The 19,276-nt window shown below is 47.3% G+C and carries 19 protein-coding genes, 1 tRNA gene and 1 riboswitch; of the genes, 11 read left to right on the top strand and 9 right to left on the bottom strand.

Annotated features, from left to right (window positions below; genetic code table 11):
- Window positions 1-208 precede the first annotated feature (208 nt).
- From DXA87_RS15935 to DXA87_RS15920, 4 genes are all read left to right on the top strand, one after another.
- Window positions 209-589, top strand: coding sequence for a type II toxin-antitoxin system PemK/MazF family toxin (locus DXA87_RS15935; RefSeq protein ID WP_002569115.1), 381 nt, complete (start codon window positions 209-211; stop codon window positions 587-589).
- A gap of 30 nt (window positions 590-619) precedes the next feature.
- Window positions 620-847 carry a helix-turn-helix domain-containing protein gene (locus DXA87_RS15930; protein WP_002569114.1) on the top strand — a complete coding sequence of 76 codons (228 nt, stop codon included), beginning with the start codon at window positions 620-622 and terminating at the stop codon, window positions 845-847.
- Window positions 848-951: 104 nt separating this feature from the next.
- Window positions 952-1,389, top strand: a complete 438-nt coding sequence (locus DXA87_RS15925; RefSeq protein WP_117505328.1) for a helix-turn-helix domain-containing protein — start codon at window positions 952-954, stop codon at window positions 1,387-1,389.
- Window positions 1,367-2,758: a tyrosine-type recombinase/integrase gene (locus DXA87_RS15920; RefSeq protein ID WP_007862346.1), complete on the top strand. Its 1,392-nt coding sequence runs from the start codon at window positions 1,367-1,369 to the stop codon at window positions 2,756-2,758. Before DXA87_RS15925 ends, DXA87_RS15920 begins: the two co-directional genes overlap by 23 nt.
- Window positions 2,759-3,106: 348 nt before the next feature.
- Here DXA87_RS15920 and DXA87_RS15915 read toward each other — a convergent pair.
- The 3 genes from DXA87_RS15915 to DXA87_RS15905 all read right to left on the bottom strand — a co-directional run bounded on the left by DXA87_RS15915 (window position 3,107) and on the right by DXA87_RS15905 (window position 5,929).
- A tRNA-Arg gene (locus DXA87_RS15915) sits at window positions 3,107-3,183 on the bottom strand.
- Window positions 3,184-3,801: 618 nt separating this feature from the next.
- The gene (locus DXA87_RS15910; protein ID WP_242998121.1) at window positions 3,802-4,677 is read right to left on the bottom strand and encodes a CAP domain-containing protein; all 876 of its coding nucleotides are present in this window, start codon (window positions 4,675-4,677) and stop codon (window positions 3,802-3,804) included.
- Between the two features lie 72 nt (window positions 4,678-4,749).
- Window positions 4,750-4,825, bottom strand: a riboswitch (cyclic di-GMP riboswitch).
- A gap of 279 nt (window positions 4,826-5,104) precedes the next feature.
- Window positions 5,105-5,929, bottom strand: a complete 825-nt coding sequence (locus DXA87_RS15905; protein WP_158553091.1) for an FctA domain-containing protein — start codon at window positions 5,927-5,929, stop codon at window positions 5,105-5,107.
- A 265-nt stretch (window positions 5,930-6,194) separates the two neighbouring features.
- On the opposite strand from DXA87_RS15905, the gene DXA87_RS15900 reads away from it, so the two are divergent.
- The 7 genes from DXA87_RS15900 (at window position 6,195) to DXA87_RS18050 (ending at window position 11,176) form a co-directional block, all read left to right on the top strand.
- Entirely contained in the window at window positions 6,195-6,584 is a 390-nt protein-coding gene (locus tag DXA87_RS15900) for an ATP-binding protein (protein ID WP_158553090.1), read from the top strand.
- Window positions 6,585-6,835: 251 nt separating this feature from the next.
- Window positions 6,836-7,417, top strand: a complete 582-nt coding sequence (locus DXA87_RS15895) for a hypothetical protein (RefSeq protein WP_117471096.1) — start codon at window positions 6,836-6,838, stop codon at window positions 7,415-7,417.
- On the top strand, window positions 7,362-8,702 hold the full coding sequence (locus DXA87_RS15890) for an ISAs1 family transposase (protein WP_348982246.1): 1,341 nt from the start codon (window positions 7,362-7,364) through the stop codon (window positions 8,700-8,702). Before DXA87_RS15895 ends, DXA87_RS15890 begins: the two co-directional genes overlap by 56 nt.
- 273 nt (window positions 8,703-8,975) lie before the next feature.
- Complete coding sequence (locus DXA87_RS15885; protein WP_117505322.1) at window positions 8,976-9,335, top strand: Hpt domain-containing protein; 360 nt, start codon at window positions 8,976-8,978, stop codon at window positions 9,333-9,335.
- Window positions 9,336-9,389: 54 nt separating this feature from the next.
- Window positions 9,390-10,694 carry a histidine kinase dimerization/phospho-acceptor domain-containing protein gene (locus tag DXA87_RS15880; RefSeq protein ID WP_117505320.1) on the top strand — a complete coding sequence of 435 codons (1,305 nt, stop codon included), beginning with the start codon at window positions 9,390-9,392 and terminating at the stop codon, window positions 10,692-10,694.
- Entirely contained in the window at window positions 10,642-11,034 is a 393-nt protein-coding gene (locus tag DXA87_RS15875) for a hypothetical protein (RefSeq protein WP_199537946.1), read from the top strand. Before DXA87_RS15880 ends, DXA87_RS15875 begins: the two co-directional genes overlap by 53 nt.
- Window positions 11,027-11,176 (top strand): hypothetical protein, encoded by a 150-nt coding sequence (locus DXA87_RS18050; RefSeq protein ID WP_158553089.1) that lies wholly within the window; start codon window positions 11,027-11,029, stop codon window positions 11,174-11,176. The genes DXA87_RS15875 and DXA87_RS18050 overlap by 8 nt, the downstream gene beginning before the upstream one ends.
- Window positions 11,177-11,229: 53 nt before the next feature.
- Here DXA87_RS18050 and DXA87_RS15870 read toward each other — a convergent pair whose 3' ends face one another.
- The 6 genes from DXA87_RS15870 to DXA87_RS15845 all read right to left on the bottom strand — a co-directional run bounded on the left by DXA87_RS15870 (window position 11,230) and on the right by DXA87_RS15845 (window position 18,841).
- Complete coding sequence (locus DXA87_RS15870) at window positions 11,230-12,531, bottom strand: GGDEF domain-containing protein (protein WP_117471091.1); 1,302 nt, start codon at window positions 12,529-12,531, stop codon at window positions 11,230-11,232.
- 105 nt (window positions 12,532-12,636) lie between these two features.
- The gene (locus DXA87_RS15865) at window positions 12,637-14,694 is read right to left on the bottom strand and encodes a diguanylate cyclase (protein WP_117505316.1); all 2,058 of its coding nucleotides are present in this window, start codon (window positions 14,692-14,694) and stop codon (window positions 12,637-12,639) included.
- Window positions 14,695-14,883: 189 nt separating this feature from the next.
- Window positions 14,884-15,795 carry a DUF3881 family protein gene (locus DXA87_RS15860; protein ID WP_117471089.1) on the bottom strand — a complete coding sequence of 304 codons (912 nt, stop codon included), beginning with the start codon at window positions 15,793-15,795 and terminating at the stop codon, window positions 14,884-14,886.
- A 5-nt stretch (window positions 15,796-15,800) separates the two neighbouring features.
- Window positions 15,801-16,604, bottom strand: coding sequence for a DUF4446 family protein (locus tag DXA87_RS18770; protein WP_117472393.1), 804 nt, complete (start codon window positions 16,602-16,604; stop codon window positions 15,801-15,803).
- Between the two features lie 273 nt (window positions 16,605-16,877).
- Window positions 16,878-18,071, bottom strand: a complete 1,194-nt coding sequence (locus tag DXA87_RS15850) for a ParB/RepB/Spo0J family partition protein (protein ID WP_117505314.1) — start codon at window positions 18,069-18,071, stop codon at window positions 16,878-16,880.
- Window positions 18,071-18,841, bottom strand: a complete 771-nt coding sequence (locus tag DXA87_RS15845; RefSeq protein WP_117471086.1) for an AAA family ATPase — start codon at window positions 18,839-18,841, stop codon at window positions 18,071-18,073. The genes DXA87_RS15850 and DXA87_RS15845 overlap by 1 nt, the downstream gene beginning before the upstream one ends.
- Window positions 18,842-19,276 lie beyond the last annotated feature (435 nt).

Genomic DNA, 19,276 nt, shown 5'->3' with positions numbered 1-19,276 from the left:
GACTCTGAGTGGTCGATTCCTCCGGGCTCTAACAGTGGAGGTGAAACTCCTGAGAAGCAGGCCAGCCACCTGCGGCTTAATGATTACCCAAATCCCTGGGGTGTCGTGGACAAGTAAGGGATAAAACAGGCGCTAAATTGAAGGAGACTCTGTAATTTGCAGAGCCTCCTTCTTACATAATCAAATCTCAAAACATAGGAGGATGAACATGAAAGAAGATTGGATTTATAAGCGTGGGGATTTATATTATGCCAATTTGAACCCTTATTTTGGATCAGAGCAAGGCGGCACCCGTCCTGTCCTGGTTCTTCAAAACAATGTGGGGAATTTTTTCTGCCCCACTTTGATCGTAGCTCCACTCACCAGTAAATGGATTAAGAAAAAGGAGCTGCCCACACACTATGCACTGGAGAGCGTTCCAGAGCTTGGACTGAAATCTGTTGTTCTGCTGGAGCAAATTAAAACGATTGATAAAAGGCGTGTTTTATCGTACATTGGGCGCGTATCTCGCGAAGAAATGAGAGCGATTGATGATGCTCTGCAAGTTAGTTTAGATATTCATATTCCGGAGGAAATGGAGGCTCCGTAAGGCCACTTACCGGATAAAGGAGGCGTTTTTATGTTTGAAGCAAGAATTGCGGAATTGAACCGCTTTAATGAACAAAATCCTGTCAGCTATGACAAAAGAACCTATACGGTCGATGAGATTCAGGACATTCTGGGTATCAGTCGTCCCACAGCATATAATCTGGTAAAACAGGGTGTATTCCACAGCGTCAGAGTCGGCGGTCATATCCGCATTTCCAAAAAGAGCTTTGATGACTGGCTGGATCACGCAGATGAATGATTTGTCAAGGATGCCGATCTCCAAATCGACATCCTTAACTTTTTTTCTGCTTTCTCTTACAATGAGGCCATAGCAAGAAAAACTTTATAGAGGAGGCAAAAGCCATGCAAAAACAAAGAGTAAAGACCAGTATGTCTGTACCAGAGATGGGCAAAATGCTTGGGCTTGGTAAAGTAGAATCCTACTGGTTGGTTAAAAAGAACTATTTCAAAACAATTCAAGCGGCCGGACGAATGAGAGTTATGCTGGATAGCTTTGAAGATTGGTATGCCGGCCAGTTCCACTATAAAAAAGTGGATGGTACACCGCCCGGAGAGAAATGGAGGCATACTACGATGTCAGTTCCGGAAATGGCGGATCTTTTGGGGCTGAAATCTGGCACAGCTTATGACCTTGTTAAAAGGGGCTATTTTGAGACGACCTTGATTGATCGAAGAATTCGTATCATTACCAGCAGTTTTGAAGCCTGGTATCAAAAGCAAACTCATTATGTGAAAATCTCAGAAAGGAGCAATGAAAATGGCATCTATCGTGAAGCGTAAAAGCAAATATTCTGTGGTGTATGATTACACAGATGAAAACGGAAAACGCAGACAGCGTTGGGAAACCTTCAGCACAAATGCAGAAGCAAAAAAACGAAAAAAGCAAATTGAGTATGAGCAGGACTCTGGAACCTTCTTTATTCCTACGGCAAAGACCCTGAACGATCTGCTCGATGAATATATGTCCATCTATGGTGTAAATACCTGGGCAATGTCAACATATGAAAGCCGCCGTGGTCTGGCGAGAAACTACATAACTCCTATTATCGGAGATATGTTACTATCCGACATCACTCCAAGGATGATGGATAAGTATTACCGTGATCTGCTCTCTGTGAAAACGGTAAGCGTCAACAACCGCAAACCCACAAGCGAATATCTGACCCCGCATACAGTAAGAGAAATTCACAAGCTACTTCGCAGTGCCTTTAATCAGGCGGTGCGTTGGGAACTAATCAGCCGTAACCCTGTCCTGAATGCGACACTTCCCAAAGAAGAACATAAAGAACGGGATATATGGACTGCCGAAACGCTGAGCAAGGCTATGGAAGTCTGTGATGATCCTATCCTCTCCCTTGCCTTAAATCTGGCGTTCTCCTGCTCTTTACGCATTGGTGAAATGCTGGGCCTTACCTGGGACTGCATTGATATTGCACCACAGAGCATAGAAAATGGTTCAGCTTATATATTCGTCAACAAAGAGCTGCAACGGGTTACACGAGGTGCATTGGACGATTTGAGCGACAAAGGTGTTATTAAGAAGTTTCCACCTTGCATAGCCAGTACCCATACTGCTCTGGTCCTGAAAGAGCCTAAAACCAAAACCAGTATTCGCCGCGTGTACCTGCCGAAAACAGTTGCCTATATGCTGGTAGAGAGAAAAAAAGAAATTGATGAGCTGATGGATCTGTTTGGAGATGAATACATCGACAATAACCTGGTCTTTTGCTCCAGCAATGGCCGTCCGATGGAAAGCCAGGTGATTAACCGTGCTTTCAATAAACTTATCAAAGAAAACGGACTGCCTCATGTTGTATTCCATTCTCTCCGTCACTCCAGTATCACCTACAAGCTGAAACTCAATGGTGGCGATATGAAATCCGTCCAGGGCGACTCTGGTCATGCTCAGGTAAAAATGGTTGCAGATGTCTACTCTCACATCATCGACGAGGATCGCTGCATAAACGCTCAGCGATTGGAGGAAGCATTTTACTCATCCAAGACTCCTGACCCTGTTGAAGATACAGAGCCTAAAACTGCGGATACTGCCGTCACTGAAAGTGATGAAAGTGATGCAGCGAAGATACTGGAGCTGCTTAAAAATCCCGAAACTGCCGCACTGCTCAAGCAGCTGGCAAAGGCTTTATAAAGTCCCTCCCTCAGAAGAACGCCTCTCACTTTGTGAGAGGTTTTCTTCGTTTGAACCACTTTGCACAGTGACCAAACACTTTTTTTGTTAGCAAGGTTCTGAAGGCATTTTTGAGCGATGTTAGCAAATTCGCGATTTTGTTTGCAACTTCCTCTGATTTCTGCTAACAAATGTTTGCAAGTTCCTTTGGTAAAAATCGAACCTCTGACTTACCGCCTTTCTTAGCAAAAGGCCAAATCTCGTTAGCAAATGTTAGCAAACCAAGGTTTTTTGCAAAAAAGCCACCAAAGCCGCAAAAATAAGAAAAGCCGAAAACCCTGATAAATCAAAGGTTTTCGGCGTGTTTGCTGGCGTCCCTGGCGGGATTCGAACCCACGGCCTTTCGCTTAGGAGGCGAACGCTCTATCCTGCTGAGCTACAGAGACTTATATTAAATTGAGACTGGCAACGATCACTTTTCCCCGTAAGGCAGCTGGTAGAGCACAACCTTAGGAGGCGTGTGCTCTATCCAGCTGAGCTATATGGACGTGTCTGATATATGATTATAGCCCGATCAAAATCGAACTGCAATCCCTTATTTAGTTTTTTTGAGGTGACCGTTGTAACGCAACCTTAGGAGGCGCTTGTTATATCCATTTAACTATGGGAACAAATGCCGTATTTTCGGGCTTTTTCAGCCTTTTCGGTCACGGCAACCAACTTTATGAACTCAATCACTTTCGTGATGAATCATCTGATTTCTTATTTCGACATTTCTATATGCCATTGTTCAAATCGGACTCTTTGTTACCACCTTTTTAAGTTCCACGGCTTTAACTATGATTACTTCTTAGACGGCATGTGCTCTATCCAACTGAGCTACTGGGACATGTAGTCTTTGAAAAACTACGATATATATCTTACCAAACAGACGTTGGAAAGTCAAGGAGGGGTAAAAAATTACCGCACGATTTGCTGGGATCGTGCGGTAAGAGTTTTTTCTGGTGCTGGCAGAAAATTTAAATATAAATGTATGAAGAAGAAATTTTTTTATCTAAAACAGATTACTCTGTGAAGATCTGAATCCACTGGCGGCCCCACTCGGAGCTGTTGTCGCTGTAGTATCCAAAGCCCATCTTGTGAGCGTCTGGATTTAAAATGTTTGCGCGGTGTCCTTCGGAATTCATCCAGTCGTTAACGACCTCTTCCGGAGTTACCTGTCCCCATGCTGCGTTCTCGCCTGTAGCTTCATCCGTTACATTGAAGTCATCGAGGACTGTAAAGCAGCTTGTTCCATCTGGACGTGTATGGGAAGTAACGGTTGCGATCTCAACGGCACGCTGCTGAGCAGCTGCGTTTAATTTCTCATCACCAAGAACGACTGGGCTAAGGCCGTTGTTGGCACGCTGTACGTTTACGAGATCAAGTACTTCCTGTGCGAATTCTGCTCTATCTGTTGCTGCCGGGGCTGTAAAAAGAACGTCCCAGTAATCGCCATACTCACCACCGTTGTAGTGACCAACGCCAACTGTCTTAGCGTCTTCGCTCATGACCTTCTTCTCGAAGAAGTCATACTGCATCATGTTATCAAGAGCTTCCTTCGGTGTTGCCTGGCCTGCGCTGTAGCACTCACCAACAAAATCATCTGCGATATTGTTGTCATCGAGAACTGTGAATTCGCGGCGGCCATCCGGACGCTGGTAGGAAAGCTTCTCTGTGAGCTCTTCTGCTCTTGTCTCTGCTGCATTGTCAAGAGTGCTATTTAAAGAAACCGGCTGAAGACCATTTGCTGCACGCTTCTGGTTGATCAGAGCTACGAACTCATCATCATAGGAAGCTGCTGCTGCGGTCATAGACGGAGCAAATGTGCTGATTGCAAAAGCTGCAACAAACATTGCAAGCTTTAAAACGATACCTTTTTCATAAAAAAAACTCCTCATTGATTCATGAAAAAAATCCAAACAAGAAGAGTATTGTAAAGGCACCTAAAGCGCATTTTACAATACTCTTCAAAGTGCAACTGGCTGCCATTTTACAGGCCCTATAGCTTTGCGTCACAGCCTTTCGACTGCTTTGCCGGTTTATGAATTTTTTACAATCCTCTTCAAGGATTCTTTTTAATTTTCGGTTTGTAATTTTAAGAGGCAGTTCAAGAGGTTTCCTGAGGCCTCGGGTAAAAATAAAAGAGTGTTGTTTTTGTATAGCAAAACAACACTCTTGATGAGTCATCGTAAGTCGCAACTGGCTATCATTTTACCATATGTCGCCATTTTTGTTAATATCTGACATGAAAAAACATCCACAAAAAAGCTCCCACCCTGCAGGATCTCTCCCGCACGGTGGAAGCCATCTGTTCTGATCTGAAATTTACTTCTCTTCCGCCCCGTCCGATCTGCGTTTCCACAAGATCAATGCGAGGAAAAGAACACCGAAACCAACGCTCAACATGGTCCAGATGACTCTGTGCGTGGTGTCACCGGTTGCCGGGTTTCCGGCAGAGAGTTTTCTTGTGTTCTGTGCGTCAGCTACAGAACTTGCCTCCGGGAATTCCGGGTTTGGCGGAGTAATCTTTGTGTTCTCAGCCGGTGAAACAGCGCTCGGCGCGTTGACCGGTGTCGGAGAGCCGTTAGAGTTACCGTCTGGTTTACGCGGTGGTCTAGGACTCGGATCATCATTGTCATCACTGCCGCTTCCGCCGGAGCTCGGTCTGCTATATTTGTTCGTAAATACGATCTCGCTGGCCTTGCTGCCGTCTGCGCTTCCTGTGCTGGCAACGATCTCCGCATGAAGCGTATTGTCCTCGCTTCTTAAAATCTGAACCGTCACAGCATAGGTACGGCTGTCATAAGTGAGCTTCAACCGATTATCCGTAATCTGCGTAATGCGGTAGATGTAGTTGCCCGGGCGCTTGTAAGTGATCGGGCCGAATTCCACTGTTCCGGTTTCTGCAGCATTCACGGTGACCTCAGTCACCTCCGGAAGCGGCGCATTGTTTTCCGCCTCGATCTTGAACTTATAGTCCAGTGACGGCGGGTTCTTTCCATCTATCTGTACCTTCACCGGAAGGTTTACAGTACAGCTGAACTCTTCCGCAAATGCCGCAAACGGAATCATGATCGTCATCAGCAATGCAAGAAGAAATATCATTCCAGGTAATCGTCTGCTTTTCTTCATACTCATCTGTTTTTCCATATCGCCACACCCCCTTTCCATAAAGGAGCGGGCCGCCCACCAGGAGACGCTTCTTGCAATGCAGAAGGCACAGTACCAGCAGTTAAGCCGTCACATCGAGAGCGTCCGACAGGCGAGACATGATCTCCGCCAGCACCTGAATGTGATCGACCACTATTAAAACAGCGGGAAGACGGAGGAGCTGAAGGCGTACATTGCACAGTACCGTCAGATGCTCCCGCCGGATACGTTCTGTACCTGGTGCGAGAATTACGCGGTAAATACGATGGTCAACTATTATGTCGATGAGGCGAGGAAATCCGGTGTCGATATTTCCGTCAGCATGGCAGTCCCGCAGAAGCTTTCCATGAATGAGGCAGAGTTCTGCTCGGTCCTCGGGAATCTTCTCGAAAATGCCCTAGATGCCTGCCGGGAATATACCGGCAGCAACCCGTTTATCCGGCTCCGCGCGAAGGAGGAGAACAGCCACCTTGCCCTGACGGTCGATAATTCCTGCTCCTCCGCCCCGGTGGAGGAAAACGGACGTTTTCTCTCGACGAAGCATGACGGGTTTGGAACCGGAACCGCCTCGGTCCGCTTGATCGCGGAACATTATCACGGGGTCGTCACGTTCCGGTATGCGGACCAATGTTTTTTCGCCTCCGTGTTCCTATGATCTGTGATTTGTGAGTTTTGGCTGATGTTTCAATTCAGGAACCGTGTATAGTAATCTTTTGCCGGATATTCTTGGAAATCCCCCCACAGGGTTGTTTCATGAAGATATTTTAAAAGTCTAAAAAGGTCAGATTTCATCGAGGGTTATACATGCTATACATAAGCGTGTATAACCCTCGACTTTTTGTTCAAGTAGAGGTATAATGTCTATATAGTATAGGTATGCTATATCTATACGGAAGGGAGGGCATTATGCCAGTAACTGAGAAAAAATATCCGGAATGGGTTCAAAAACATCGCGTAAAAGGGACTACCGTGAAAAAAAAGGGGGATTCTTATTATCTTTATAAAAGAACATCCCGGCGTGTAAAAGGAAAAAAATATCCGCAGCCAGTCGATACTTATATCGGCATTATTACTCCGGAGGGGGTAATACAAAGCAACAAAAGGAAGGTATCTTTAACAGATGCAGAAGTATGGGAATACGGGTTTTCAAAAGCTGTCTGGGAATTGTGCCCGGATGACTGGAAAAAACCTTTAGGGGATGATTGGGAAGATGTGCTCTCCATTATTCTTTTAAGGCAATCTCCAACTTCTTATATCCAGAAAAAACGAACGATGAAAAACGAATCAGATTTTCGTTATCAGTTTGCAGCTCAAATATCGTCCCTGTCCCGCAGAATATATAAAAAATGGGGCGTGGGTCTGGAAGAACTGCGCAAGTTAGAGACCATCTATTTAGTATGTCTGGATAAAACGGAAATCATTTCAAAAGTGAATGAGGAACAGCAGGAACTTCTGGAGAAAATACAGGTGGCTCTGGAAATGTGCTGAAAAACCATTTCTGACAGAAAAACTGATTCATTATTTTAGGCAGATCCCGGATTATCGATGCGACAGAGAGAAAAGACACGATCTGGCAGAAATGCTGGTATGTGTCACAATCGGATTTCTTTGTGGCAGGACAACGATCCGCAGGAGTCTTAACTGGTGCAAGAACAACCTGGAATGGCTGCGGAAACATATGGAATTGAAATACGGGATCGCCTCGCCTTCCACGATTAGTCGGATGCTGAGCGGAATTGATGAGGAATTAGCCTTGTGTGCTTTTATGGAATGGATTGGAGAGATCGTGGACTCGAAGAATACCCATCTTGCGATTGACGGGAAAGCACTCTGCGGCGCAACGGAAAAGACAAAATGTGCGGCAACTCCAATGATTTTGAATGTAGTGGAAACTGTCCGGGGATTGCTGCCTGCACAGCTTCCTGTAGATTCAAAGACGAATGAGATTGCGATGATTCCTGAATTATTGAATCTTCTGGATATCAGTGGAAGTATCATAACGATTGATGCGATTGGAACGCAGACCGCAAGCATGGAACAGATCCATGAACAGGAAGGACATTTTGTGCTTACCGTAAAGAAAAACCAACCAGAGGCTTATGAGGAGATCCATACGTTCATGGACAAACTGGAAGCGGAAGCTGCTAAAAAGAAAAAAGGCGAAATTCCAGAACCTGTAATGCGGGAGTATCTTGAGAAATATGAGGAGATCAGTCAGAAGGAAAAGAATCGGAACAGAAATGAGTATAGGACTTGTCAAATATGTAAAGATGCCTCAAACCTGACCAAAAGCCAAAAAGAATGGGCGCACGTTCAGAGTATTGGACGGATCAGGCAGGTAAGGGTACCGGTTGAGAAGGACAGCCAGGGGAACGATGTTACTCCATCCAGGGAAGCATTTATGAAAAAAGGCTCCAAAAGAGTCCCGGCACCGTCTGCGGAAGAAGGGGCCGGAAAGGATATTCCGTGTACCGCACTGATATCAGACCTTATTCTTACCGCAGAGGAACTGGGCAGCATAAAAAGAATGCACTGGTCAATAGAGAACCGGCTCCATCATGTGTTGGACAACACATTCAGGGAAGATCGCTCACCTGCCAAAAAATCCCGAAATAATCTGGCGCTCATCAGAAAATATGCATATAACATCCTGCGCCTGGCAATGCACGAGACAGGTATCACAAATATAATGACCGAGATGATGGACTGTTTTTGTGACAATGCAGATTTGCGGGAACAGTATGTGTTTAAAGGCATAGCCGGTCTGTATTGACTATGTATAAAGAATACCTCTGAAAAAAGGTACTGTAAAGGAGATAGGGATAATTTGCGCTTTTCTTCAGAGTAAGCAAGTATACCAATGCACTTCAGCGGTGTATGTAGCATGATCGAGACTGCTGAAAGCAGGAATCGTTGGCATATGGTCTTCATGAAACAACCCTGTATCTCCCATTATCCGGTTGAAGTTTTATCCTTTGAAAGTTATAATAAAACCATCTATATATAAATATATGAAACAACACACTTGCAAAAGGGGACCATACATATGACATTAAGAGAATGCTACGAAATGATGTGCGGCGATTATGAGGGAGTTACCGGGAGACTCGTTTCGGAGAGTCTTGTCAGGAAGTTCGCGTTGAAATTTTTAAATGATCCGAGTTTTTGGCAGCTACAGGCCGCGATTGAGAGCGGTGACGGCGCGGAGGCGTTCCGCGCATCCCACACTTTGAAGGGGATCTGCCTGAACCTCGGATTTACTGCTTTATTTGATGCCAGCTCCGATCTGACCGAAAAGCTCCGCGGAAACAATACTCTGGACGATGAGAGCAAATCACTTTTCGCACGCGTCCATGAGGAATATGACCGCACGATCCAGGCGATTGAAAAGCTCGATCCGCAGTAGGCAATGACGGCGGATCGGAAGTAACCGGCTACAAATTTACATTGGGGATAGAATATGGAAAAGATTGCGTTTCAGCTCGCGTGGCTGGGGGAACACAAGGTATTGATATTTCTGTTTTTTGCAGAATTGCTGGTCACGGCGTGCCTGCTGATCGTTTTTCTTCATCTGCGTCTGTCCTGGCGCAGGTTAAATTTTAACAAGTCTGACGACAAGGGGAGTCTTAACGGGTTTGACCTCGTGGATGACCCCTGTTTTCTTCTCCGCTCTTCGGACCTTTTTCCACTCTATGTGACAAAGGATTTTGAACGGCAGTTAGGTCTTACGAAGGAACATTTTAAGAACGACGTTCTCTGCCTTGCCCCGAAGCTTCCTGAGGAACAGGCAAAGCGGCTTCGGAAAGAATATAACGCGTGGGACGGAAAACGTCCGATCCTGATGGATATCGAACCGCTCGGGATGGATGCCTGCTACCGCCTTTCTGCGACAAGGAAAGACGGGATGGACCTGTTCCACTTCCGGGATATCACGGAGGAAAAGAGACAGCTTGATGAGATGCGGGCAGATCTCGAGGCCGCCGAGAACGTAAGCCAGTCGAAATCCGCTTACCTCTCAGAGATGTCCCATGAGATCCGTACTCCGTTAAACGGAATTATCGGTATGCTGAACCTGGCGCACCGCCAGCTTCACGGGCACAGCACCGAGGACTATATCGTGAAGGCAGAGCAGCTTTCCGAGTTCCTTCTGACCGTTATCAACGAAGTTCTCGATATGTCCCGGATTGAGGTCGGTAAGATCGAGCTTGAAAATAAGCCATTCGACCTCTACCACCTGGCAGACCAGATCCGGAACCTGTTTAAGAAGACAATTGAGGAAAAGGCCGGGGATGGCATCTGCTTTTTTAATCAGATGCAGCAGTATTATCTTGATCACAAGGATGAATGGGGCAGCCCCGATACCCTGAATTCCATCTTCCCCGGCTGGCCCTGGCTGAAGGCAGCGAACCGCTTGGGAACTGGTTTACTCCGGCAGGACCGGGGCGTTATGTCTTTTATCCGTTGGACCGTGTTCCTGTCCCGGACGGCCTTACCGTCTCTGCCTCCGCAGGCTGGGATCCGACCCATGATAATAACTGCTATGCCGCTTTTCTGCAGCGGCTGTCTTCCGCGCCGGAGGGACTTGATGTCCTTGCGATATCCCGGCGCGTTACGCGGAAGGTTACTTTTTAAGCAGCCGCGCTATCGAGGCCGCGGGCGGCAGGGATGTACAGCTCACCTCCTCCGATGCCCACGCGTGGGTAGAGGTCTACATGGACGGCATGGGCTGGATCCCGGTGGATGTGACACCCGGATTCTACTATGATACCTACGCGCTCTTACAGATGGCACAGGTTCCCGGTGATATCCAGAGGACAGCGGCTCTGGAGGACAGCGGCGAGGAAGTGGATGCCCCGGATTCCCTGCACGCCGGAAAACGTCCGGACTCCGAGGTCATCGACCAGTTAAAGACCGCCGTAAACATCCTGTGGGGCATCCTGCTGGTCGTTCTCCTTTTCAAGGGAATCGGCATCGTCCTCCTGGAATTCCGCCATCTGATCACGGAGCGGCGGCTTTTAGGCATTCTGGAACTGCGGCAAGACGGAAGCGCGGCTCTCCAGGATCCTTCTGGATTACGAGCCGGGACTTTACACCCGTGTGAATGAGCTGATGGAGAAATACTATTACGGTGGTGAGGTCCTGAAGGAATATGAGCTGCGGCTCCTATACCGGTTCCTGACGATGATCCGGTCCAGCCGTAAGAATCTGACGCTTCTGGAACACTTCCGGATGCGGTATGATCTGTAACGCACCGCAAAAACGCCCCAGAGCAGCTTTCCCGGCTGCCCTGGGGCGTTTCTTTATATATTCTCCTGTCCTTCCTTCTCGCCGTACCAGCGATCTTTTCCTTCTGATTTTGCCTGGTAGAGACAGGCATCCGCCCGTTTTAAGAGGGCGTAATAGTCTCTGCCGTCCCGCGGCGCAATGGCGATCCCGACACTGCCGGAGATCCTTGTACTGTTTCTTCCTTCTACGGTAATGTTCTGGATCCCCGCGAGGATCTTTTCCGCGGTCTCCCTGGCGCGGTCCTGCTCCGTCTTTACAAATACGACAAACTCGTCCCCGCCGACACGGCCCACGAGATTCTCCGGGCCCGCCACGTCCTTTAAAACGTCCGCCACCTGGCGAAGGACCTCATCCCCGGCCAGATGACCCATGGTATCGTTGATCTGTTTGAAATTGTCGAGATCCACGAAACAAAACGCGTAATTGTCATCCGTATCCGTCAGCTTCTCGCTGATGGCATCAAAGGTCGCCTGGAAGTTGCAGATCTTCGTGAGTGGGTCTGTCTGGGCTTTTAAGAGCAGCTCCTCCATCCTCTGGCTCTTCTTCTGCTCCTCGAGATAGACGTTCGTCACGTCTGTCCTGGAGAACAGGATCATCTGGCATTCTTTATCGTAATAGCGGTAGTCCAGGCGCTTTCTCTTGTAGCCTCCGTGCTCCATAATCCCGCAGGTGAAGCTGTGGACCTCGTTGTGTTCCAGGACCTCCTGGATCCGGGATATCTGCATCTCACGCATCACCATCTCCTGATCTTCCTCCACCACATATTTCCTCACGTATTCGATCTTGGATCCTTCGTAATCATTGCATATCACCGGAGGAAGCGGGGTTCCCGCCCGGCTGCTGAACATCTGGTAGCTGTTATGCTTCGCGTCCAGATAAATAAAATAATCGCAGGTCGATGATACATACTGATTCGCGATGGACCACATAAAGTATTCCTGTCCGGCCTTGCGCAGCAGGATATAAACCTTTTCCTGACTGTCGTTTCCCGGCGCGAACGCCAGCACCGTAACATGGTTATCCGGCAGTTTCCCGTTCATCGTCGAAAAGTTGTTGGAGAACAGACCTTTGCCCTTTTCGCATTCATTTCTCAGATGCCGCAGGCAAAAGTTGTCTCTCATCCTCTCGTGATCCGACGGTTGGATCTTATTTTTCATGTATTTCTCTAACTGGCTGTCCCAGATACATTCTTTTCCGCGGTCTGAAGGATCCGTGATGCTGTGGAGGATTGTCGCTTTTCCCGTCTTCAGGTCAACTTTGATGATCTCCTGATATAATTCCTGGATAGATTCATAAATTTCCTGGGCTATATTCATTGGAATACCCCCCCCGATAATTTTTTAACAAAGTTGTTTTTTTCACACTTGCCACCTGCCCTGCTCCGGCTGGATCTGCTTCTCAGTATCCGGCCAGGTACTTTTTTACTCCATCATCAGCGGATTTAACTGCATGTTGGCAATATCCATGTTTTCCTGCGCATCCGCGTCCCTTACGAAGTCCTCCGTGCTCGTAACGCTGATCTTCCGGCGGATCTCATCCTGGATATCCAGCATACACTCTAAAATCAATGGGTTGAAGTTCCCGCATTCTCCGTTTAAGATCATCTGGATCGCTACCTCATGCGGATATGCTTTTTTGTAGACACGCTCGCTGACCAGGGCATCGTAGACGTCCGCCACGGATACGACTTGGGCGGAGATCGGGATCTCGTCTCCCTTCAAGCCATCCGGATAACCCTTTCCGTCCCAGCGCTCATGGTGCCATCTGCAGATCTCGTAAGCAAGCTGTACAAGGCGCTCACTGTGGTACAGATCGATCTTTCCGATCATGGTCGCACCAATGGTCGTGTGGGTCTTCATGATCTCAAATTCCTCTTTTGTTAATTTACCAGGTTTGTTTAATATCTTCTCATCGATATTGATCTTTCCGATATCATGGAGCGCCGACGCCGTAGCGATCAGACCGATCTCCTGCCAGGAAAGATGGTATTTGTTTTTCTTTTTGATCAGCTGCTCTAAAAGCAGTCTCGATACGATATTCAGGTGAATGACATGTGGTCCGCTCTCGCTGTTTCGGAATTCAACAATCTGGCTTAAAATACCGATCATAATACGGTTGCTGCGCTCTTTTTCCCGGATCTGGGATGTTACAAGGCGAAGCTGGCGGCGCTGTTTGGAGTACAGCTTGATCGTATTTAACACGCGCTGGTATACGACTCTCGCGTCAAATGGTCTCCTGATATAGTCGCTGACGCCGAATCCGTAAGCTTCACTGATATATTTCCCGGAGTCCTCGCTGGAGATCATGATGACCGGAATATCCTCCAGCAGGCGTCTCTCATTCATCACCGTCAGGACCTGGAATCCATCCATCTTCGGCATCACAAGGTCCAGCATCACAAGGGCGATACCTGTTCCATACTGCTCCAGCATCTTTAAGGCAGCTTCGCCGTTTTCTGCCTCCAGGATCTCATAATCCTGTTTCAGGATCTCTGTCAGGAGCTCGCGGTTCATATCGGAATCGTCGACGATGAGGATCTTCGGCTTGATGGTCTGTGTCCTTAAATATTCCTGCATCGTCTCGTCCAGATACTCGGTCTTTTCCTCCGTGATAACCATGTTTTTCTGGTCTTTCGCGAAATACATCAGGCGGTCGGCCCTGAGAACTGCCTCCTCGATACTCTCGCCGTCGCGGGTGATCACACCTCCGATGCTGACAGAAAGGCGGAGATTTCCGTAATCCGCAATAGCGGTATCGTGGATCTTTTCCTGGATCATTTTTAATTTTTCGTTGAAGCTGTCCTTGCTGATTTCCGGCAGGATCAGGAGGAATTCGTCTCCGCCGTACCGGATCAGGCTGTCCGTCTTCCGGATATTCTGTCGGATCACGTTGACCATCATCTCAATGGCATGGTCACCCGCCCGGTGTCCATATGTATCGTTAATGACCTTCAGATAGTCCATATCGATCACAGCGACTCCCGCTGTGTTGGTCTTATTTTTTATCTCATCCTCAAAATAACGGCGGTTGTAGACTCCTGTGAGGGCATCCATGTAGACCATATGGTTATATTTCATCAGGCTTCCTATGAGCTTTTTGCATCCGTCCTCATCGATAAAGTTCTGGCTGTCCTGCTTCTGCAGCATCTCCATCACATACGGCTCGCCGTCGATCTCCACGTATCTCGCCGTCACCTGGTACATCTCTCTGCCGAGAAATTCCAGCTTTGATGTTTGGCCATGCTCTTCCATCATTCTCTGGCTGATGCAGTTTCTGCATGGTTCATTCTTCTGCCAGAAAGCAAAACATTCGCAGGGAGGGGCTGTCTCCATCTTGTCCAGGCCTTCCATCGCTCCCGTTTTTCCATTCAGATCCATCACCGTATACCCACGCACAAGGCGGACGATCGGGAAGATCTGCCGGAGCACTTCCATCTTCTTTTCGGCCTCTTCTCTGGTCATAATATCGTAATCTTCCATATAAACTACAGTTCCTCCCCTGTTCTATGGATTCCGGTTTAATAAAAAAGCATTTTCCTCTGTCTCTATATCTTCGAGATCGCAGGAAACTGCATGTCAGTCTTTGTTTTTTTGGTAAATTCAAGCTGATTCGAATGAGATAATCTGTTTTTATTATACCCCCATGATTCTGTTTGTTGTCTATACTTTTTATCGCTTTTGATCCATCGGTCCCGCCTTGTAAGGTACCAGATTTAAGGTACCCTGCATCCAGATCTGTCCTTTAAAACGGCGGCCCGGCTGCGGTTCTCCTAAGAGGTCCCTGCTGTTGATGCAGACCATGAATTCCAGGTCATGGCTCTCGATCTTCATGCGATAAATCTCTTCTTTTGTATAAATATTTCGGATTTTCTCAACTTCTTTGATTTCTCCGATAATGGAATACTGGTCGCACTCCACTCCGCAGGGCATGAAGCAGGAGTCGATAATGGAGTAGAGATCTTCCTTCATGGCTCTTCTGGAGATCTGGGAATAGAGGTCAATATCCTCGATGGTCAGGGTCTCCATGGCGTCCTCGTCCCCGTTTTTTGCGGCCTCGATCAGGCTGCTGCGTTCTTTTGCGGAAACTTTTGCCTTCTGGATCTGTTTCTGGCTTTTCTTGATTGGAAGAAGGACCTTTCCGCCGATGGACATGCCAGAAAAGCAGACCGATCCGATTCTGGAGTGGTGCTCTTTATCCAGCATTTTCTCCCGGAAATCCAGGAAATTCTGGATGTAGAAGATCAGCGTGATGCCAACTCTATTCTCATCCACCATGCCGGAGTAGGTCTCTTTCTCCGTGTGTCTCTGGACGGAGCACTCCTCCGTGGAGCCGACGACATTGCTCTCCAGGTACGGGAAGTAGTATTCCCGCTCGAAATTCCCCTCTTCGTTCAGCTCTCCGACGATCGAGATTCCAAGTCCCGGGGCGACTTCCGCGCGCATTTCGCACACGTTGCTCTCCTCATCGACCTGGACGCACTTCGTTATCGACGGCTGCCGTTCCAGCAGATCCAGAAGCTTTTCGATATCCTTTTTCTTTGTATACATGCTGAAACCAGCTGCACGTAAAAATTTATGCATATGGATCAATAATCTCCTTTATCCTCGCCGTTGAAATCATCCGGCATCGCATCAAAATCCTCGATGTTGTCTGTCTCGATCTCAATCTCTTCCACATCGTATGCATCCGCATACTGCTTTACACGTTCTTCTTCATCCTCGCGGCGCTCTGCCTGACGTTTTCTCAGTTCTTTCATGCGCTCGCTCTTCTTACGCTCGCTGCTCGGAACCTCGATATCCTGCTCTCCGGAGCCGCCTTTTAACTCTTTTTTCCTGCCGTTTTCGGCCTTTTCCTTTATTGCAAGGCGCTCATCCATAGTCGGGCGCTTTACATAGCCCAGGGCCTGCTCCAGCGCTTCCTGCTCTTCTCCGCCGAGGAGAACTTCTGTCGCACCTTCCTCTACCTCTTTTAAGTAAATGTAGCAGCCCTCACGGCTGTGAACAACATCCAGTACGAAACCACTGTTGTTGTTGTCCAACATTGCAATAACAAAGCTTAAGTTGCCGCCCATGCCCTTGAACGCGTTATACTTGACGTATCCGAATTTCTGGAATGAGGACTTGATCTGCTTGGACAGCTGTTTCATTGCATCCTTGCTGGCCCGGTCTTTCGCCTGCAGCTCCTCCATCTCATCCATCATGTCCATGATCGTATCTTCCAGTGTCTCCGCGTCTTTTCCGCGCATGAAGATATCGTATCTGCGGTATAGTTTATTGAGCTTCACAATACAAATGATCACCACGATCAATAATACCAATGACAGGATTGAAAATCCGATGATCAGTGCCATTGGATCGATGGGAAGATTGTATAACATACTGTTTTCCATATTTTATTTTCTGTCCTTCCGTATGTGTCTGTGCGTTTCGTGATTTTAGTCTTTTTCGTTCAATTTTTTCCTGTTCGTCAGCTTCCTTTTCATTTAGCTTTCATCTTGGGCAAATGCCTGCTTTCTGCTTTTTGCTAAATTTCAGAAAACCCTAAATACAGTCGGCTTTTTCAGCATTTTCTTTCCAAAAATCCCATCAGCGAAGCTGATCTAGAATGGATTTTTGCGTGTAACTATGAAGATACTGAATAGTTACGCTGGATTATTGATTGGTTATGCCCTCAAGGATTCCATGAGCTCGATCAAGCGCTCTAACTCTTCCTGGGAGTAATACTCGATCTCGATTCTTCCTTTATTTTTGTCTTTCTGGTTGATGACAACCTTCGTGCCCATGATGGACTTTAATTTGTCCTCCACCTGACGGTAGATCAGATCGATATCCGGTCCTTTTTCCGGCTTCTTCTCCTTCGGCGGGCGGTTCATCATCTTCACGAGCTTTTCCACGTCGCGGACGCTTAATTTTTCCTCGGTGATCTTCACCGCAACCTGGTACTGGCGTTCGCCTTCCTCAAGACCAAGAAGCGCTCTCGCATGTCCGCTGGAGATCTTTCCGTCTGCCAGCATATCCTGTACACGGACATCAAGCTTCAGAAGACGCATGCTGTTTGTGATCGTTGCGCGGTTCTTGGATACGCGGTTCGCAATCTCTTCCTGTGTGAGATGGAACTCCTGGATCAGCTGCTGGAACGCCTGTGCTTCCTCGATCGGATTCAGATCCGCACGCTGGACGTTCTCGATCAGCGCGATCTCCATCGTCTGCTGCTTATCATACTCGCGGATCAGCACCGGGACATCCGTGATCCCCGCAAGCTTTGCGGCGCGCCAACGGCGCTCACCGGCGATGATCTCGTAGTGATTGCCCTTTTTCTGGACGATCAACGGCTGTAAAATTCCATACTGCTTGATAGAATCCGCCAGCTCCTGAAGACTTTCTTCGTCGAAATTCTTTCGCGGCTGCTCACTGTTCGGCTCGATCAGGTTAAGCTTTAGTGTCTGCTCTACCGGTTTTTCTACGATCTTTTCAACGGGTTTTTCTACCACTTTTTCAACGATCTTCTCGACCGGTTTCTCAACGATTTTCTCAACGATCTTCTCAACCGGTTTCTCAACGATCTTCTCAACCACTTTTTCTACGACAACCGGCTCAGAATTACCGGCATTCCGGGAATTATTCTTTTTAGCTGCGTCAGTGCTTACAGCCGTATTTCCTGCTTTCTTTGCTGCTTTTCCGCTGTCACTCTCTGCCCCGGTTCCATTTTTTTCTGTATTTTTAGCAGTTCCCTGATTTGCCATCAGGTGCTCTTTTCTCTCACTTCTGCTTACTTTTTCCGCAGCGTTCTCTTTCGTAGCTGTAACTTCTTCCCCGAAGAACGCGCCTAAACCTTTACCTAAACCACGCTTCGCCATTATAATTCCTCTCCTCTGCTGATGACTTCCGCTGCTAAAAGTCTGTAGCTCTCTGCCCCTGATGACCGGCTGTCATAGAGATTAATCGGCATCCCGTAGCTCGGTGCTTCTGCCAGTCTGACGTTTCTCGGAATAATTGTCTTGTAAATATTTTCATTCAGATGCTCTTTTACGTTCTCTACAACTTCCAGGGACAGATTAGTTCTGGAATCATACATCGTAAACACAACGCCCTCTACTTCCAGTGCCGGATTCAGCTTTTTCTGAACAAGATTTACTGTTTTTAACACCTGGCTTAATCCTTCCAGTGCGTAATATTCACATTGGATCGGGACAAGTACCGTATTTGCCGCGGTCAGCGCATTGATCGTAAGAAGGTTCAGGGACGGTGGGCAGTCGATGATGATAAAATCATATTTTCCATCCAGCAGTTCCAGATTTTTCTTGAGGATGCTCTCCTTTTCTTCCATATCAAGAAGCTCGATCTCTGCTCCCGCCAGATCAACATCCGACGGCATCACATCCAGTCGCTCCTGGATGCTGGGATTAACGCACTCTTCCACGGTGCACTCCCCCATCAGCAGTTCGTATACAGTATTGTCAATATTTCCTTTTTCCAATCCAAGCCCGCTTGTCGTGTTTCCCTGCGGATCAAAGTCAACCGTCAACACTCTCTGCCCTGCTTCAGCCAGGCAGGCCGACAAATTGATAGCTGTCGTCGTCTTTCCGACTCCGCCTTTTTGATTTGTAATTGCAATAATACGTCCCATACCTCTATCCTTTCCGCAGGTCAGCTCTACTCTTTTTATCGTGTATCTCTCTCGATTCAGCCCAGATTTACCATAAAATCCGGTTTTTTCACGGGCTTTTCTCTATTTTTCTTCTACTATTTACTATCAAAACATTAGCGAAACTTAGTATAACACAATTTTTCCTATTTTCCTATTGATTTACCCTATAAAATTAAAAATGTTTCACGTGAAACATTTTTGTAAATCCTATAAGCCATATTTTCCGAGTTCCATGTGGCAAGTGTTTCCCGTGAAACACTATACTCTCTTCTCGATTTTTCTTCTTGTGGTTCATTGATGTTTCACGTGAAACATTATGATTTTTATCGTTATCTTTTCACTATACCCTTTTCCCTTTATTTGGTCTTTTCTTTTGGCGTTGTTAGAGCCCGGAGGAATCGACCACTCAGAGTC

Origin of the sequence: Desulfotomaculum sp. OF05-3 (assembly GCF_003435535.1) — a bacterium.
GTDB lineage: Bacteria > Bacillota > Clostridia > Lachnospirales > Lachnospiraceae > Pilosibacter > Pilosibacter fragilis.
This window is presented reverse-complemented; position numbering and strand designations above follow the sequence as displayed.

Coding starts and splice junctions, on each gene's coding strand:
- DXA87_RS15935 (WP_002569115.1), top strand. CDS start 209: ATGAAAGAAGATTGGATTTATAAGCGTGGGGATTTATATTATGCCAAT.
- DXA87_RS15930 (WP_002569114.1), top strand. CDS start 620: ATGTTTGAAGCAAGAATTGCGGAATTGAACCGCTTTAATGAACAAAAT.
- DXA87_RS15925 (WP_117505328.1), top strand. CDS start 952: ATGCAAAAACAAAGAGTAAAGACCAGTATGTCTGTACCAGAGATGGGC.
- DXA87_RS15920 (WP_007862346.1), top strand. CDS start 1,367: ATGGCATCTATCGTGAAGCGTAAAAGCAAATATTCTGTGGTGTATGAT.
- DXA87_RS15910 (WP_242998121.1), bottom strand. CDS start 4,677: ATGAGGAGTTTTTTTTATGAAAAAGGTATCGTTTTAAAGCTTGCAATG.
- DXA87_RS15905 (WP_158553091.1), bottom strand. CDS start 5,929: ATGGAAAAACAGATGAGTATGAAGAAAAGCAGACGATTACCTGGAATG.
- DXA87_RS15900 (WP_158553090.1), top strand. CDS start 6,195: ATGGTCAACTATTATGTCGATGAGGCGAGGAAATCCGGTGTCGATATT.
- DXA87_RS15895 (WP_117471096.1), top strand. CDS start 6,836: ATGCCAGTAACTGAGAAAAAATATCCGGAATGGGTTCAAAAACATCGC.
- DXA87_RS15890 (WP_348982246.1), top strand. CDS start 7,362: ATGAGGAACAGCAGGAACTTCTGGAGAAAATACAGGTGGCTCTGGAAA.
- DXA87_RS15885 (WP_117505322.1), top strand. CDS start 8,976: ATGACATTAAGAGAATGCTACGAAATGATGTGCGGCGATTATGAGGGA.
- DXA87_RS15880 (WP_117505320.1), top strand. CDS start 9,390: ATGGAAAAGATTGCGTTTCAGCTCGCGTGGCTGGGGGAACACAAGGTA.
- DXA87_RS15875 (WP_199537946.1), top strand. CDS start 10,642: ATGGACGGCATGGGCTGGATCCCGGTGGATGTGACACCCGGATTCTAC.
- DXA87_RS15870 (WP_117471091.1), bottom strand. CDS start 12,531: ATGAATATAGCCCAGGAAATTTATGAATCTATCCAGGAATTATATCAG.
- DXA87_RS15865 (WP_117505316.1), bottom strand. CDS start 14,694: ATGGAAGATTACGATATTATGACCAGAGAAGAGGCCGAAAAGAAGATG.
- DXA87_RS15860 (WP_117471089.1), bottom strand. CDS start 15,795: ATGCATAAATTTTTACGTGCAGCTGGTTTCAGCATGTATACAAAGAAA.
- DXA87_RS18770 (WP_117472393.1), bottom strand. CDS start 16,604: ATGGAAAACAGTATGTTATACAATCTTCCCATCGATCCAATGGCACTG.
- DXA87_RS15850 (WP_117505314.1), bottom strand. CDS start 18,071: ATGGCGAAGCGTGGTTTAGGTAAAGGTTTAGGCGCGTTCTTCGGGGAA.
- DXA87_RS15845 (WP_117471086.1), bottom strand. CDS start 18,841: ATGGGACGTATTATTGCAATTACAAATCAAAAAGGCGGAGTCGGAAAG.